The sequence below is a fragment of the Shinella sp. genome (assembly GCF_052438155.1).
Lineage (GTDB): Bacteria > Pseudomonadota > Alphaproteobacteria > Rhizobiales > Rhizobiaceae > Shinella.
In genome coordinates this window covers 269294-283266 of sequence record NZ_JBQVPI010000007.1, presented here as the reverse complement: position 1 = coordinate 283266, position 13973 = coordinate 269294, and the positions used below count along the sequence as shown (strand labels likewise).

Genomic DNA, 13973 nt, shown 5'->3' with positions numbered 1-13973 from the left:
CCCGGAAAACGCAATGACCGAGCTGATCGAACCGGCCCCCCTTACGCTCGCCGAGCAGGCCCGCGCAGCGCTCGGCAAGCGAAACCTCGTTCTGATCGGCCTGATGGGCGCCGGCAAGTCGGCGGTCGGCCGCCTGACGGCGCAGGCGCTTGGCATTCCCTTCATCGATTCCGACCACGAAATAGAGCGCGTCTCGCGCATGTCGATCGCCGATCTCTTTGCGGCCTATGGCGAGGCGGAATTCCGCGCGCTCGAAACCCGGGTCATCAAGCGCCTGCTGCGCTCCGGCCCACGGGTCGTGTCGACCGGCGGCGGCGCCTATATCAATGAGAACACGCGAAAACATATCCGGCGCGGCGGGCTCACAGTCTGGCTGAAGGCCGATCTCGATGTGCTGTGGGAGCGCGTCAACAAGCGCGACACCCGCCCGCTGCTGAAGACGGAAAACCCGCGCCAGACCCTCGAAAACCTCATGAACGCCCGCTACCCGATCTATTCGGAGGCCGATCTCACGGTCTTGTCGCGTGACGTTAAAAAGGAAACCATGGTGGAAGAGGTGCTCGCCGCGATCACCGCTGCCAGAAGAAGCTGACGAGATGACCATGACTGCCAAAGCCACCGCCGGACGCACCGTACGGGTCGAACTGGGCGACCGCGCCTACGATATCCTGATCGGCCCCGGCCTGATCGCCACCGCCGGCCGCGAGATCGCAAGCCGCCTCAAGGGCCGCAAGATCGCCGTCATCACCGATGAAAATGTCGCGCCGCTCTATCTCGACGGCTTCATAGCGTCGCTGAAGGCCGAGGGCATCGATTCCGTCTCGCTGGTGCTGCCGGCCGGCGAAAAGACCAAAAGCTTCGAGCACCTGATCAGCGTCTGCGACAGCGTGCTCGCCGCCCGCATCGAGCGCAACGACGCGGTCGTGGCGCTTGGGGGGGGCGTCATCGGCGACCTCACCGGCTTTGCCGCCGGCATCGCACGCCGCGGCTCGCGCTTCATCCAGGTACCGACCTCGCTGCTGGCGCAGGTCGATTCCTCCGTCGGCGGCAAGACCGGGATCAACTCGTCGCACGGCAAGAACCTGATCGGCGTCTTCCACCAGCCGGATCTCGTGCTGGCCGATACGGATGTGCTCGACACGCTGTCCCTGCGTGAATTCCGCGCCGGTTATGCCGAGGTCGCCAAGTATGGCCTGATCGACAAGCCGGATTTCTTCGCGTGGCTGGAAAAAAACTGGCAGGCAGTCTTTGCCGGTGGCGAGGCCCGCATCGAGGCGATCGCCACCAGCTGCCAGGCGAAAGCCGACGTCGTTGCCGCCGACGAGCGCGAGAACGGCCAGCGTGCGCTGCTCAATCTCGGCCACACCTTCGGCCACGCGCTGGAAGCCGCCACGCAGTATGACAGCGCCCGCCTCGTACACGGCGAGGGCGTTTCGATCGGCATGGTATTGGCCCACCAGTTCTCCGCCCGCATGAACCTTTGCAGCCCCGACGACGGCAAGCGTGTCGAAGCCCATTTGCGTGAAGTCGGCCTGCCGACGTCCATGGATCAGATTCCCGGCGGCCTGCCGCCGGCGGAAAAGCTGATGGACGCCATTGCGCAGGATAAGAAGGTCAAGGGCGGTAAGCTCACCTTCATCCTGACGCGCGGCGTGGGCCAGTCCTTCGTCGCCGACGATGTGCCTCAATCCGAAGTCATCGCTTTCCTCAAGGAAAAACTGCCGCAATGAACAGCGATACGTCCATCGCGCTCGCTCCCTTCCCGTGGCTGCTGATCATCGTTGTTCTCGGCCTGATCCCCCTCGCCATTTTGATCTTCCGGTGGCAGACGCCGCTCGCCGCGCTTTGGCGCAGCCACCAGGAAACGCGTGAAACGGAGGGCGATCGCCGGAACGGGCAAACCGCCCGCGACAACACTCCCGCGAGGACCGACCGCGAAAAGACGACGGGCGTGCTCGACCTCGACGCGCTGGAAGTCTCCGACATCATGATCCACCGCACGACGATGCGCGCGCTCAATGCCGGCGACCGGCCGGAGGAGATCGTCAAGGCGGTGCTGGAAAGCCCCTATACGCGCATGCCGCTCTGGTCGGGCTCGGTGGACAACATCGTCGGCGTGGTGCACGCCAAGGACCTCTTGCGCGCGCTGACCGTTCCGGGCGTCGAGCCGAAAAACCTCGACATTACCGAAGTTGCGCAAAAACCCTGGTTCGTGCCGGACACGACGACGCTCAAGGAACAGCTCGCCGCCTTCCTGCGCCGCAAGGAGCATTTCGCCACGGTGGTGGATGAATATGGCGAGGTGCAGGGCCTCGTCACGTTGCAGGACATCCTGAAGGAAATCGTCGGCGATATTTCCGACGAGAAAACCCTCGACATGCAGGGCGTGCGCCAGGAGGCGGACGGCTCGCTCGTTGTCGATGGCAGCGTCTCGATCCGCGACCTCAACCGCGCCTTCGACTGGGCGCTGCCGGACGAGGAAGCGACCACCATTGCCGGCCTCGTCATCCACGAATCGAAGTCGATCCCCGAAGAGCGCCAGGCCTTCACCTTCTACGGCAAGCGCTTCATCGTCATGAAGCGGGTGAAGAACCGCATCACCAAGCTGCGCATCCGCCCCGTCGAGCCGGAGCAGCCGCGCGGCTGATCACCAGCGCGTCGGCTCACCCGGTGCTGCCACCTCGACGGCAAGCGCGTGCAACCCGGCATCGAACTCCGCCTTCACCAGATCGTTGATCGCCCGGTGACGCGCCACCCGGCTCATCCCGGCAAAGGCCGATGCCACGATGCGCACACGCATATGCGTCTCGCCTTCACCGTCGAATTCCGGCTTGTGGCCGGCATGCAGGTGGCTCTCGTTGATGACCTCGAGACGCTCGGGCGAAAAGGCGGCGCCGAGTTTTTCGGCGATGCTGGATTTCATGGACATGGGAAACCTTCGGCAGTGTGAAATCATGCGCCGCGACGCAGAAAAAGGGTCCCACAAAGCCAGCAACATTCCGCTTTGTCAATTCTTGTTGCAGGCCGTCCGGAACCCCATAATGGGGCCATGAAACTCGATTCCAAATACTTCGACCGCATTCGCACGAAGCGGCGCGTGGAGCGTCCCGAACGCTCCGCGCCGACCTGTCAGTGGGATGGCTGCGAGGAGAACGCCGTGCATCGCGCGCCCGTCGGCCGCAATGCCGAAGGCCAGTATTTCATGTTCTGCTTTGCGCACGTCAAGGAATACAACAAGGGCTACAACTACTTCTCCGGCCTCTCCGACGGCGAGATCGCCCGCTACCAGAAGGAAGCCATCACCGGCCACCGCCCGACCTGGACGATCGGCGTCAACAAGGCGTCCAAGAACGGCCCGGCACAGGGCACGGCGCGCTCCGGAACAGCCGGGGCAAATCAGCGCATCCGCGATCCCTTCGGCTTCGTCGACCAGGGCAAGGGACGCGGTCCGCGCATGGAACCGCGCGCCAGAAAGCTGAAAACACTGGAGGCGCAGGCCTACGACACGCTTGGTCTTGCCGCCACCGCGACGGCCCAGGACATCAAAACCGCCTACAAAGCCCTTGTCAAAAAGCATCACCCCGATGCAAATGGCGGAGATAGAGGCTCGGAGGAGCGTTTTCGCGCGGTCATCCAAGCATATCAATTGTTAAAGCAGGCCGGCTTCTGCTAGAGCATTTTTGCAGTCGGGCGGAATCGCCCGGCGCCGCACAAATGCGGTCAAACGGAAGAGCATAGTCGGCGCACAACAGGATATTGGGCAGACGCTCGGGTGGCGGCGGCCCACGGAGACGTGATGAGCAAGATGGATCTCGATATTTCCAACCTCCCCGATACCACGGTATCCGTCCGGGAGGTTTTCGGCATTGATACGGACCTTCGCGTCCCCGCCTATTCCAAGGCGGACGCCTATGTGCCCGACCTCGACCCGGACTACCTGTTTGACCGGGAAACCACCCTCGCCATTCTGGCAGGCTTCGCGCATAACCGACGCGTCATGGTCTCCGGCTATCACGGCACGGGCAAGTCGACCCATATCGAGCAGGTCGCCGCCCGCCTCAACTGGCCCTGCGTGCGCGTCAACCTCGACAGCCATGTCAGCCGTATCGACCTCGTCGGCAAGGACGCCATCGTCGTCAAGGACGGCCTGCAGGTTACCGAATTCAAGGACGGCATCCTGCCCTGGGCCTACCAGCACAATGTCGCGCTCGTCTTCGACGAGTACGACGCCGGCCGCCCGGACGTGATGTTCGTCATCCAGCGCGTGCTGGAATCCGCCGGCCGCCTGACGCTGCTCGACCAGAGCCGCGTCATCCGCCCGCACCCCGCCTTCCGCCTGTTCGCCACCGCCAACACGGTCGGGCTGGGCGATACGACGGGCCTCTACCACGGCACGCAGCAGATCAACCAGGCGCAGATGGACCGCTGGTCGATCGTCACCACGCTGAACTACCTGCCGCACGACCACGAAGTCAGCATCGTCGCCGCCAAGGTGAAGCGCCTGGCCGCCGGCAAGGACGGCCGCGACACGATCTCGCGCATGGTGCGCGTCGCCGACCTCACCCGCGCCGCCTTCATCAACGGCGATCTTTCGACCGTGATGAGCCCGCGTACGGTCATCACCTGGGGTGAAAATGCCGAGATCTTCGGCGATCTCGCCTTCGCCTTCCGCGTCACCTTCCTCAACAAGTGCGACGAACTGGAACGCACGCTGGTCGCCGAACTGTACCAGCGCGCCTTCGGCGTCGAGTTGAAGGAAAGTGCCGCCAACATCGTGCTTGAGGCGACGGCCTGACGGTCGGGTAGGAAAGTCATGGCTGCTCGCGGAGACAATTCGAAGCCGAGGCCCGGCGGCGTGGTCGACATGGAGCCGTTCCGCCGTGCGGTAACGGGCTGCGTGCGCGCCGTCTCGGGTGATGCGGAGGTGGAGGTCACCTTCGCCAACGAGCGGCCCGGCATGACCGGCGAGCGCATCCGCTTGCCGGAACTGACCAAGCGCCCCTCGCCGACCGAAGTCGCGATCACCCGCGGCCTCGGCGACAGCATGGCTCTGCGCAAGGCCTGCCACGACGCCCGCATCCACGCGACCATGTCGCCGCAGGGCGCGGATGCGCGGGCGATCTTCGATGCCGTCGAGCAGGCGCGCGTGGAAGCCATCGGCTCCAACCGCATGCAGGGCATGGCGCAGAACCTCAACGTCATGCTGACGGAGAAATACGCCAAGGCCAATTTTGGCGCGATCACCCGCCAGGCTGATGCACCGCTCGAAGAGGCCGTCGCGCTGATCGTGCGCGAAAAGCTGACGGGCCAGGCCCCGCCGGCCTCCGCCGGCAAGGTGCTCGATCTCTGGCGCGAATTCATCGAGGACAAGGCCGCCAAGGAAATGGCCGGACTTTCCGCCGCCATCAACGACCAGCAGGCCTTCTCCCGCGTCGTGCGCAACATGCTCGCCTCGATGAACGTCGCCGAGCAGTACGGCGATGACGAGACCGAGCCGGATGATTCAGAAACACCCGAGGACGAGAACCAGCCGCGTAGCGACGAGCAGGAAGACAGCGACAGCCAGGAGGACGCCGGCGACGATTCCGCGCCCGCCGACGAAAACGAGACGTCCGACGAGCAGATGGACGAAGGCGAGATGGACGGCGCGGAAATCTCCGACGACGATCTCGTCGAGGATGACGGCGACGACACGGAAACGCCCGGCGAAGTCCGCCGCCCGAATCATCCCTTCACCGATTTCAACGAGAAGGTCGACTACACGGTCTTCACGGAAGAGTTCGATGAGATGATTCTTGCCGAAGAGCTATGCGACGAAGCGGAACTCGACCGGCTGCGCGCCTTCCTCGACAAGCAGCTCGCCCATCTCCAGGGGGCAGTCGGCCGCCTGGCAAACCGCCTGCAGCGCCGCCTGATGGCGCAGCAGAACCGCGCCTGGGAATTCGACCTCGAAGAGGGCTACCTCGACAGCGCCCGCCTGCAACGCATCATCATCGACCCGATGCAGCCGCTCTCCTTCAAGCGCGAGAAGGACACGACCTTCCGCGACACGGTCGTGACGCTGCTGATCGACAATTCCGGCTCGATGCGTGGCCGGCCGATCACGGTCGCCGCCACCTGCGCCGATATTCTGGCACGCACGCTGGAGCGCTGCGGCGTGAAGGTCGAAATCCTCGGCTTCACCACCAAGGCGTGGAAGGGCGGCCAGTCGCGTGAAAAATGGCTCGGCAGCGGCAAGCCGCAATCGCCAGGCCGCCTCAACGACCTGCGCCACATCGTCTACAAGAGCGCCGATGCCCCGTGGCGCCGCGCGCGGCGCAATCTCGGCCTGATGATGCGCGAAGGCCTGCTCAAGGAAAACATCGACGGCGAGGCACTGATCTGGGCGCATAACCGCCTGCTCGCCCGCCCCGAGCAGCGCCGCATCCTGATGATGATCTCGGACGGTGCACCGGTCGATGATTCGACGCTCTCGGTGAACCCCGGCAACTATCTGGAACGGCACCTGCGCGCCGTGATCGACCAGATCGAAACACGCTCGCCGGTCGAGCTTCTCGCCATCGGGATCGGCCATGACGTGACCCGCTACTATCGCCGCGCCGTCACCATCGTCGATGCGGACGAACTGGCGGGCGCCATGACCGAGCAGCTCGCCTCGCTCTTTGCCGACGAAGCGACCAGCCGACGCCCCGCCGGCCGCCGCCGTGCGGGCTGAACCGGCGCTGCAACGGCGCCACGGAGGCTTCGTGTGGAGCCTCCCGGCTGTCGCTCTCGCCGTAGCACTCGCTCTGCCGTTGGCCCGGCCCGTGGCGGCCGAGGTCATCGACCTGCCCGTCGTCAACCACGCCTTCTCGCAGTTCGCGCTGGGCTCAGACACCCGCACCTTCGGCAAGCTCGAATTTCTTGGCGGTATCAGCTATTCGTCGAGCAATCCGCTGCTCGGCGCCGTCTCGGCGATCCGCTTTCGCGACGACCAGAAAACCTTCGTCGCCGTGCTCGACACCGGGCATTGGTTGACCGGCCGTATCGAACGCGATGCCGAGGGCCGGCTGAGCGGGCTTGCGGACCTGAAGACGCGCTCGATGTTCAATGCTGGCGGCCAGGACGAGAACGTCAAATACCAGATGGATGCCGAGGGTCTGGCGATCGGCAAGGGCGAACTGCTCGTCAGTTTCGAGGCGGTTCACCGCATCGACGTCTATCCGGATCCGGGCTTCCTGGACGCCAAGCCGTCGCGCCAGTTGCCACTCCCCTTCCCTCGCCGCGAATTGCGCAGCAACCGCGGAATGGAGACGCTGGCCATGTCGCCGGCGGCCGGCCCGCTCGGCGCCGTGCCGGTGACCGTTACCGAACGCAGCCTCGATGCCGACGGCAATGTGCTCGCCGCCGTGCTCGACGGCCCGCTGGCCGGCACCTTCGCCGTGACCCGCAACGATCCCTGGGACATTACCGACGGCGCCTTCCTGCCGAACGGCGACCTGCTGCTGCTGGAACGCCGCTTCCGGCTGTCGGATGGCGTCGGCATGCGCATCCGCCGCATCGACGGCACGAAGATCCGCCCCGGTGCGGTGGTCGATGGCGAGGTGCTGATCGACGCCGATCTCAGCCACCAGATCGACAATATGGAAGGGCTGGACGTGGTGGTGATGGCGAACGACGATATCCGCATCATCGTCGTCTCCGACGACAACCACTCGATTCTCCAGCGCAACCTGATGCTGGAATTCCGCCTGCTTCCTAAAGAGTAGGCATCGGCGCAAGCCCCCTCATCCGACCCTTCGGGCCACCTTCTCCCCGCTGGGGAGAAGGGAAACGAGACGTTTGCGTTCTTCCCCTTCTCCCCTGGGGGAGAAGGTGGCAGCAGCCGGATGAGGGGGCCGCTGTCTCAGGCCGTCTTTTCGATGCCCGGCATCGGCTTCAGCTTACTCATCAGCGCGCCATAGGGCAGCAGCATGATGAAGCCCACCAGCACCTTCACGGAGAAGTCGCCAAGCGCCCAGGAGATCCAGCGCGGAGCCTCTGCGGTGAGAACACCCAGCACCGGCGCCCATTCGATCGCGAAGGCATCGTTCGGCCCGAAGGCGGAGAAGGCCGGCGCGAAGGCGAAGGAGAAGAAGATCACCGTGTCGAGCGCCGAGCCGAACAGCGAGGCGATCAGCGGCGCGCGCCACCAGGTCTGCCGGCGCAGCTGGTTGAAGACCGAGATGTCGAGCAGCTGGCCGAGCAGGAACGCCGAGCCGGAGGCGATCGCGATGCGCGGCGAGGCGACGGCAAAGGAAAAGACCACGGCGACCAGGAAACCGGCCACGACGACACGGCGCGCAATGCGCGGGCCGAACTGGCGGTTGGTGAGGTCTGTGATGAGGAAGGCGACCGGATAGGTGAAGGCACCATAGGTCAGGAGGTCGCCGAGATTGATGCCCAGCAGCGTGCCCGAAAGCGGGTATTGCACCAGCACGTTCGAGGCGACGACGACAGCCGTCATCAGGAGAACATAGAAAAACGTAATACGGTTCGCTAGCATTTTTTTACCCTGGGTGATGCCACCAGCTGGAGAACGGAAGCAATTCCGGGAAAAGTGTGAGGCGGTTTTCCGTCCGGAATTGCGGAGAAACAAAAGCAGAACGCAAAGCATTGAGGCCTGCCCGGAAACCGGTCAAGCCTCAATGAAAACGCTTGAGCTTAGCGCCTGAAATCAGGCAGCAACGACAGCGGCAGCAGCGGTCTTCTTGGCGATCTGGCGGCGCAGCAGACGAGCGCGCATCGACAGTTCGGTCTCGCTGGCCTTCAGCAGGAAGGCATCGAGGCCACCGCGGTGCTCGACCGAGCGCAGGGCCGCAGCAGAAACGCGAAGACGGTAACGCTGGCCGAGGGCATCGGAAATCAGCGTGACATTGCACAGGTTCGGCAGGAACTTGCGCTTCGTCTTGTTGTTTGCGTGGCTCACATTGTTGCCCGACTGGACGCCCTTGCCGGTCAATTCGCAACTACGGGACATGGTACACCTATTTTTTCTTGGTTCTGGACAATACGTTTCCGGCACCGAAACCGGCCGTAGTCCATCTGGCCTTTTTGAGAAGTTGCGGTTCTATAGTCACACGCAACGGCGACGTCAAGCCAAACCTGCCGTTCACCTTGAATTCAGTTGCCAAAAGCCATGATTTGCAGGCAATAGCAAGCAGATCGGGAATGTGCCGCGGCGCAGAATCGCCGCAATGACGGGCTAGGCGGAGCGTGTCTATGGGAGCAGTGCAGATGAACGGGCGGGGTTGGATTACAGGCGCTTTGATGTCGCTTGCCCTTGCGGGCAGCGCGGCGCCGCTTTCGTCGGCCGAAATCGAGCATCGCACGGACTACAGCATCCGCCTCTCCGGCCTGCCGGTCGCCACCGCGACCTTCCGCTCGGCGTTCAACGGTGACCGCTATACGATTTCCGGCAGCATGCAATCGGCGGGCCTTGCCGATATCTTTTCCAGCACCAAGGGCACGACATCGGTTTCCGGCATCGTCAGCCGCGGCCGGCTGCACGCAACCAGCTATTCCGTGAACTACAAGAGCGGCAAACGCAGCCGCGCGATCGACGTAACCTTCCGCAATGGCAACGTCATCACCGCCAGCATGGTGCCACCGCGTCGCAAGCCGAAGAACTGGGTTCCCGTCTCCAACGCCGACATGCGCGCCGTGCTCGACCCGATCTCCGGCCTCATCATTCCGGAAGGCAGCCGTATCTGCCCGAAGACGCTGCCGATCTTCGACGGTGAATCGCGCCTTGATCTGAAGCTCAGCTCCAAGGGCACCAGGCCCTATTCCACCAAGGGATTCGAGGGCGAGGTGGTCGTCTGCGGCATGCGTTTCGTGCCGAAATCCGGCTACCGCAAGGGCCGCGACGACGTGGAATATCTGCGCAAGCTGAACACGATGGAAATCTGGTTTGCCAAGGCCGACGGGGCAAATGTATATGCTCCGGTCTATGTACAGATTCCGACCAGGCTCGGCCCTGTCACCGTCTCGGCCACGCGCTTCGGCGGTTGACACGTCCCCCGGTCGGCAGACCGGGAGTGACTGGCCTTGAAGACGCGCGCAACCATGATTGGTTTTTCGGCGATCCTGATGTGGTCGTTGCTCGCCCTCTTCACCGCCGCCTCCGGCAAGATGCCGCCCTTCCAGCTTTCCGCCATCTGCTTCATGATCGGCAGCCTGCCCGGCCTTATCGTTCTTGCTGCCCGGCCAGAGCGCGTGCGTCTTCTCAGGCAGCCGGCCAAGGTCTGGATCACCGGCATCCTCGGCCTGTTCGGCTATCACTTCCTCTATTTCACGGCGCTCAGAAACGCCCCGGCCGTCGAGGCGGGCCTCGTCGCCTATCTCTGGCCGCTGCTGATCGTCGTCGGCTCGGCGCTGCTGCCGGGCGAACGGCTTAGGTGGAACCACGTCGTTGGCGCCTTCCTCGGCCTCGGCGGCACGGTGCTCATTGTCGGCCGCAACGGCTTTGCCTTCGACGAAGCCTATCTCCTCGGTTATGGCGCGGCCTTTCTCAGCGCCTTCACCTGGGCGGGGTATTCGCTGACCACCCGCCGCTTCGATGCGGTTTCGACCGATGTGGTGACGGGCTTCTGCCTCGCCACCGCGATCCTATCGCTCCTCTGCCACCTGATGCTGGAAACCACCGTCTGGCCGGAAACGAACTTCGAATGGCTCGCCGTCGCCGGCCTCGGCCTGCTGCCGGTCGGTGCTGCCTTCTATGCCTGGGATTTTGGCGTCAAGAACGGCGACATCCAGATTCTTGGCGCTGCAAGCTATGCCGCACCGCTACTCTCGACACTGGTGCTGATCCTCAGCGGCTTTGCCGAGCCTTCCTGGCGCATCGGCCTCGCCTGCCTGCTGGTGACAAGCGGCGCGGTGCTGGCCGCCAAGGACATGATCTTGCGGCGGCGTGCCGCGACCGCCTGAGTTAAACGCCCGGCGCCCAGCCGGGCGGTGCCATCTCGAAGGACGAGAAGACGAAGCCGGGCGAGACTGTGCAGCCGACCAATGTCCAATCGCCAAGCGGCTCCGCCGATTGCCACCAGTTGGCCGGCACGATCAGCTGCGGCCGCTCGCCTGCGGCAAGATCCGGTCCCAGCACCTGCACGTCCGCCGACCTCTTGCCGTCGCTCAGCGACAACGCCAGCGACCCGCCGGCATAATGGTGCCAAATCTCCGCGGCATCCCTTACGCGATGCCAGTGCGAGCGCTCGCCCTTCTCCAGCAGATAGTAGATCGCCGTCGAATGCCCGCGCTCGCCGCCGTCGACATCCCGGAATGTCTGCACATACCAGCCGCCCTCCGGATGACGCTCCATGCCGAGTGTCGCGATGATCTCCGCTGGCGTCATCAGAACCGATCCTTGCGTGCCCGGATCTCCGCAAAAACCTCCGCGTCGCTGGCCGCCGCCATGCCGAGATGGCGGCGGATGGCCGGATCGGCGGCACGCAGGAACGGGTTCGTCGCTTTCTCAAGCCCGATGGTCGTAGGCGCCGTGAAGGCGTCTGCCGCCCGCAACGCCTCGATCTCAGCGACGCGCGTCAAAAGCGCGGTATTGTCCGGATCGATGGTCTTGGCAAACCGGGCATTCGAGAGCGTGTATTCGTGGCCGAAATAGACGGTGGTTTCATCCGGCAGCGCGGCAAGTTTCGATAGCGATTCCCACATCTGCGCGGGCGTGCCCTCGAACAATCGACCGCAGCCGAGTGCAAAAAGCGTATCGGCGGCGAACAGCAGCTTGTCGTCCGGCAGGTGGAAGCAGATATGCCCCAGCGTGTGGCCGGGCGTCAGGATGACATCGACCCGGCGCCCGGCGAATTCGAAACTGTCACCGCCATCCATCGTCTGGTCGATGCCCGGAATGCGCGGTGCCTCGCGCGCCGGCCCGATGATCGTGGCGCCAAAGCGCGCCTTCAGCACAAGGTTTGCTTCGACATGGTCGTTGTGGTGATGCGTCGTGAAAACATGGCTGAGCGTCCAGCCGCGGCGCGCAAGCGCGTCGCGGATCGGCCGCTCTTCCGGCGCATCGATGCTCGCCGTCGCGCCTGTTACAGGATCGTGCAGCAACACGCCGAAATTGTCGCTGCGGCAGGAAAAGAGGTCGATTTCCAGCGGGGTCATGGCGTGTTCCTCGTCACATCAGTCGGGCGGTCGGCCGGAATGTAAGGTAATCGGCCTTGAAGTCCACCGGCGCATCGCTCACATTCAAACCATGCATGCCGATATCGTCGACCTCCGCGAATTCTACCACTCGCCGCTTGGCCGCCTCGCCGATCATTCGATCGCCATGGCGCTCGCCTCGCTCTGGGCGCGCCTGCCAGACGAACGACTGGTCGGGCTGGGTTACGCCGTACCGTATCTCGAGCGGTTTCGCGCGGACACCGAACGGACCTTCGCCTTCATGCCGGCCGGCCAGGGCGCGGTGAACTGGCCGCCGAGCGAGTTGTCCTCGACGGCGCTGGTCTTCGACGAGGAACTGCCACTGCCGGATGCCGCCGTCGACCGCGTGCTGATGGTCCACTCACTGGAATTCGCCGAAAATCCGCGCGAGACGATGAAGGAACTCTGGCGCGTTCTGGCACCAGGCGGGCGCCTCGTCATCGTCGTGCCGAACCGGCGCGGTGTCTGGGCGCGCATGGAGCACACGCCCTTCGGCTCCGGCCGACCCTATTCCCGAGGCCAGCTGACCGCACTGCTGCGCGAGACCAATTTCACGCCCGGTGCCAGTGCGGAGGCGCTGTTCTTCCCGCCCTCGAAACTGCGCAGTGTACAGAAGCTGCGCGGCGCCTTCGAGCGGCTGGGGCGCATGCTCTGGCCGATGTTTTCCGGCGTCATCATCGTGGAGGCGCAGAAGCGGCTCTATCAGGGCCTGCCTGTCGCCGCCCGCGCCTCCCGCCGTGTCTTTGTGCCCGTGCTGGCACCACAGGGCGTGCCGACCACACGCGACCGCGCACCGCGCTGATCCTCTCGACAAAAGGCAGTCCGGCAGCTAGAGCGGGCCGGACGTTAAAAGGGGTGACGGCATGACGGACGGACATTTCGATAAGATCGCGCTGATCGGCATCGGCCTCATCGGCTCCTCCATCGCCCGTGCGGTCCAGGCAAAAGGCCTCGCCAAAAACGTCACCATTTCCAGCCGCAGCCAGGAGACGCTCGACCGCGCCCGCGAACTGGACCTCGGCACCGACTACGTGCACGACGCCGGCACGGCGGTCGAAGGGGCAGACCTCGTCATCGTCTCGGTGCCCGTCGGCGCCTCTGGCAAGGTGGCGGAGGAGATCGCTCCGCATCTAAAGCCCGGCGCCATCGTCACCGATGTCGGCTCAACCAAGGCGTCCGTCGTGGCACAGATGCTGCCCCACATGCCGAAAAACGTGCATTTCATCCCCGGCCACCCGCTGGCGGGAACGGAGCATTCAGGCCCCGACGCCGGCTTTGCCGAACTCTTCCAGGGCCGCTGGTGCATCCTCACCCCGGTGCACGGCACCGACAAGGAAGCCAAGCGCAAGCTCGCCGCCTTCTGGGAAGCGCTCGGCTCGAAGGTCGACGAGATGGACACGGAACACCATGACAAGGTGCTCGCCATCGTCTCCCACCTGCCGCACATCATCGCCTACAACATCGTCGGCACGGCCGATGACCTGGAGACGGTGACGGAATCGGAAGTCATCAAATATTCCGCCTCGGGTTTCCGCGATTTCACGCGCCTTGCCGCCTCCGACCCGACCATGTGGCGCGACGTCTGCCTGCACAACAAGGATGCCATCCTGGAAATGCTGGCGCGCTTTTCCGAGGACCTCGCCTATCTCCAGCGCGCCATCCGCTGGGGCGATGGTGAAAAGCTGTTTGATCTCTTCACCCGCACCCGCGCCATCCGCCGCTCGATCATCGATGCCGGCCAGGATACCGCCGCGCCGAACTTCGGCCGCCCCTCCGCCGACAAGAAAGATTAG

General features: G+C 64.3%; 15 protein-coding genes and 1 pseudogene. 11 read left to right on the top strand and 5 right to left on the bottom strand.

The window, feature by feature from the left end; translation table 11 throughout:
- Positions 1-13: 13 nt before the first annotated feature.
- The 3 genes and pseudogenes from ACT6VE_RS15915 to ACT6VE_RS15905 all read left to right on the top strand — a co-directional run.
- Positions 14-592, top strand: coding sequence for a shikimate kinase (locus tag ACT6VE_RS15915; protein WP_444799519.1), 579 nt, complete (start codon positions 14-16; stop codon positions 590-592).
- Positions 593-602: 10 nt separating this feature from the next.
- Positions 603-1730, top strand: coding sequence for a 3-dehydroquinate synthase (aroB, locus tag ACT6VE_RS15910; RefSeq protein WP_444799518.1), 1128 nt, complete (start codon positions 603-605; stop codon positions 1728-1730).
- A gap of 209 nt (positions 1731-1939) precedes the next feature.
- Positions 1940-2647 (top strand): annotated as a pseudogene (locus ACT6VE_RS15905) (transporter associated domain-containing protein); the annotation flags it as partial.
- On the opposite strand, the gene ACT6VE_RS15900 reads toward ACT6VE_RS15905, so the two are convergent.
- Positions 2648-2929, bottom strand: coding sequence for a BolA family protein (locus tag ACT6VE_RS15900; RefSeq protein ID WP_069060846.1), 282 nt, complete (start codon positions 2927-2929; stop codon positions 2648-2650).
- Between the two features lie 120 nt (positions 2930-3049).
- On the opposite strand from ACT6VE_RS15900, the gene ACT6VE_RS15895 reads away from it, so the two are divergent.
- The 4 genes from ACT6VE_RS15895 to ACT6VE_RS15880 all read left to right on the top strand — a co-directional run bounded on the left by ACT6VE_RS15895 (position 3050) and on the right by ACT6VE_RS15880 (position 7748).
- Positions 3050-3673, top strand: coding sequence for a J domain-containing protein (locus ACT6VE_RS15895; RefSeq protein WP_444799517.1), 624 nt, complete (start codon positions 3050-3052; stop codon positions 3671-3673).
- A gap of 123 nt (positions 3674-3796) precedes the next feature.
- On the top strand, positions 3797-4795 hold the full coding sequence (cobS, locus tag ACT6VE_RS15890; RefSeq protein WP_444799516.1) for a cobaltochelatase subunit CobS: 999 nt from the start codon (positions 3797-3799) through the stop codon (positions 4793-4795).
- Between the two features lie 18 nt (positions 4796-4813).
- Positions 4814-6715, top strand: coding sequence for a cobaltochelatase subunit CobT (gene cobT / locus ACT6VE_RS15885; RefSeq protein ID WP_444799515.1), 1902 nt, complete (start codon positions 4814-4816; stop codon positions 6713-6715).
- A gap of 31 nt (positions 6716-6746) precedes the next feature.
- Complete coding sequence (locus ACT6VE_RS15880) at positions 6747-7748, top strand: esterase-like activity of phytase family protein (protein WP_444799514.1); 1002 nt, start codon at positions 6747-6749, stop codon at positions 7746-7748.
- Positions 7749-7885: 137 nt separating this feature from the next.
- On the opposite strand, the gene ACT6VE_RS15875 is transcribed toward ACT6VE_RS15880, so the two are convergent.
- Together ACT6VE_RS15875 and rpmB are read right to left on the bottom strand one after the other, a co-directional pair.
- Positions 7886-8524, bottom strand: coding sequence for a VUT family protein (locus ACT6VE_RS15875; RefSeq protein WP_444799513.1), 639 nt, complete (start codon positions 8522-8524; stop codon positions 7886-7888).
- A gap of 171 nt (positions 8525-8695) precedes the next feature.
- Positions 8696-8998, bottom strand: a complete 303-nt coding sequence (gene rpmB / locus ACT6VE_RS15870; protein WP_444799512.1) for a 50S ribosomal protein L28 — start codon at positions 8996-8998, stop codon at positions 8696-8698.
- 257 nt (positions 8999-9255) lie between these two features.
- Here rpmB and ACT6VE_RS15865 point away from each other — a divergent pair, with 257 nt between their 5' ends.
- The gene (locus tag ACT6VE_RS15865; RefSeq protein ID WP_444799511.1) at positions 9256-10032 is read left to right on the top strand and encodes a DUF3108 domain-containing protein; all 777 of its coding nucleotides are present in this window, start codon (positions 9256-9258) and stop codon (positions 10030-10032) included.
- A gap of 36 nt (positions 10033-10068) precedes the next feature.
- The gene (gene yddG / locus ACT6VE_RS15860; RefSeq protein WP_444799510.1) at positions 10069-10947 is read left to right on the top strand and encodes an aromatic amino acid exporter YddG; all 879 of its coding nucleotides are present in this window, start codon (positions 10069-10071) and stop codon (positions 10945-10947) included.
- Between the two features lies 1 nt (position 10948).
- Here yddG and ACT6VE_RS15855 read toward each other — a convergent pair whose 3' ends face one another.
- A complete protein-coding gene (locus ACT6VE_RS15855) occupies positions 10949-11371 on the bottom strand; it encodes a cupin domain-containing protein (protein ID WP_444799509.1) in 423 nt (140 codons plus the stop codon).
- On the bottom strand, positions 11371-12141 hold the full coding sequence (gloB, locus tag ACT6VE_RS15850; RefSeq protein ID WP_444799508.1) for a hydroxyacylglutathione hydrolase: 771 nt from the start codon (positions 12139-12141) through the stop codon (positions 11371-11373). The genes ACT6VE_RS15855 and gloB overlap by 1 nt, the downstream gene beginning before the upstream one ends.
- 91 nt (positions 12142-12232) lie before the next feature.
- On the opposite strand from gloB, the gene ACT6VE_RS15845 reads away from it, so the two are divergent.
- Together ACT6VE_RS15845 and ACT6VE_RS15840 are read left to right on the top strand one after the other, a co-directional pair.
- The gene (locus tag ACT6VE_RS15845) at positions 12233-12982 is read left to right on the top strand and encodes a class I SAM-dependent methyltransferase (RefSeq protein WP_444799507.1); all 750 of its coding nucleotides are present in this window, start codon (positions 12233-12235) and stop codon (positions 12980-12982) included.
- 61 nt (positions 12983-13043) lie between these two features.
- The gene (locus ACT6VE_RS15840) at positions 13044-13973 is read left to right on the top strand and encodes a prephenate/arogenate dehydrogenase family protein (RefSeq protein WP_444799506.1); all 930 of its coding nucleotides are present in this window, start codon (positions 13044-13046) and stop codon (positions 13971-13973) included.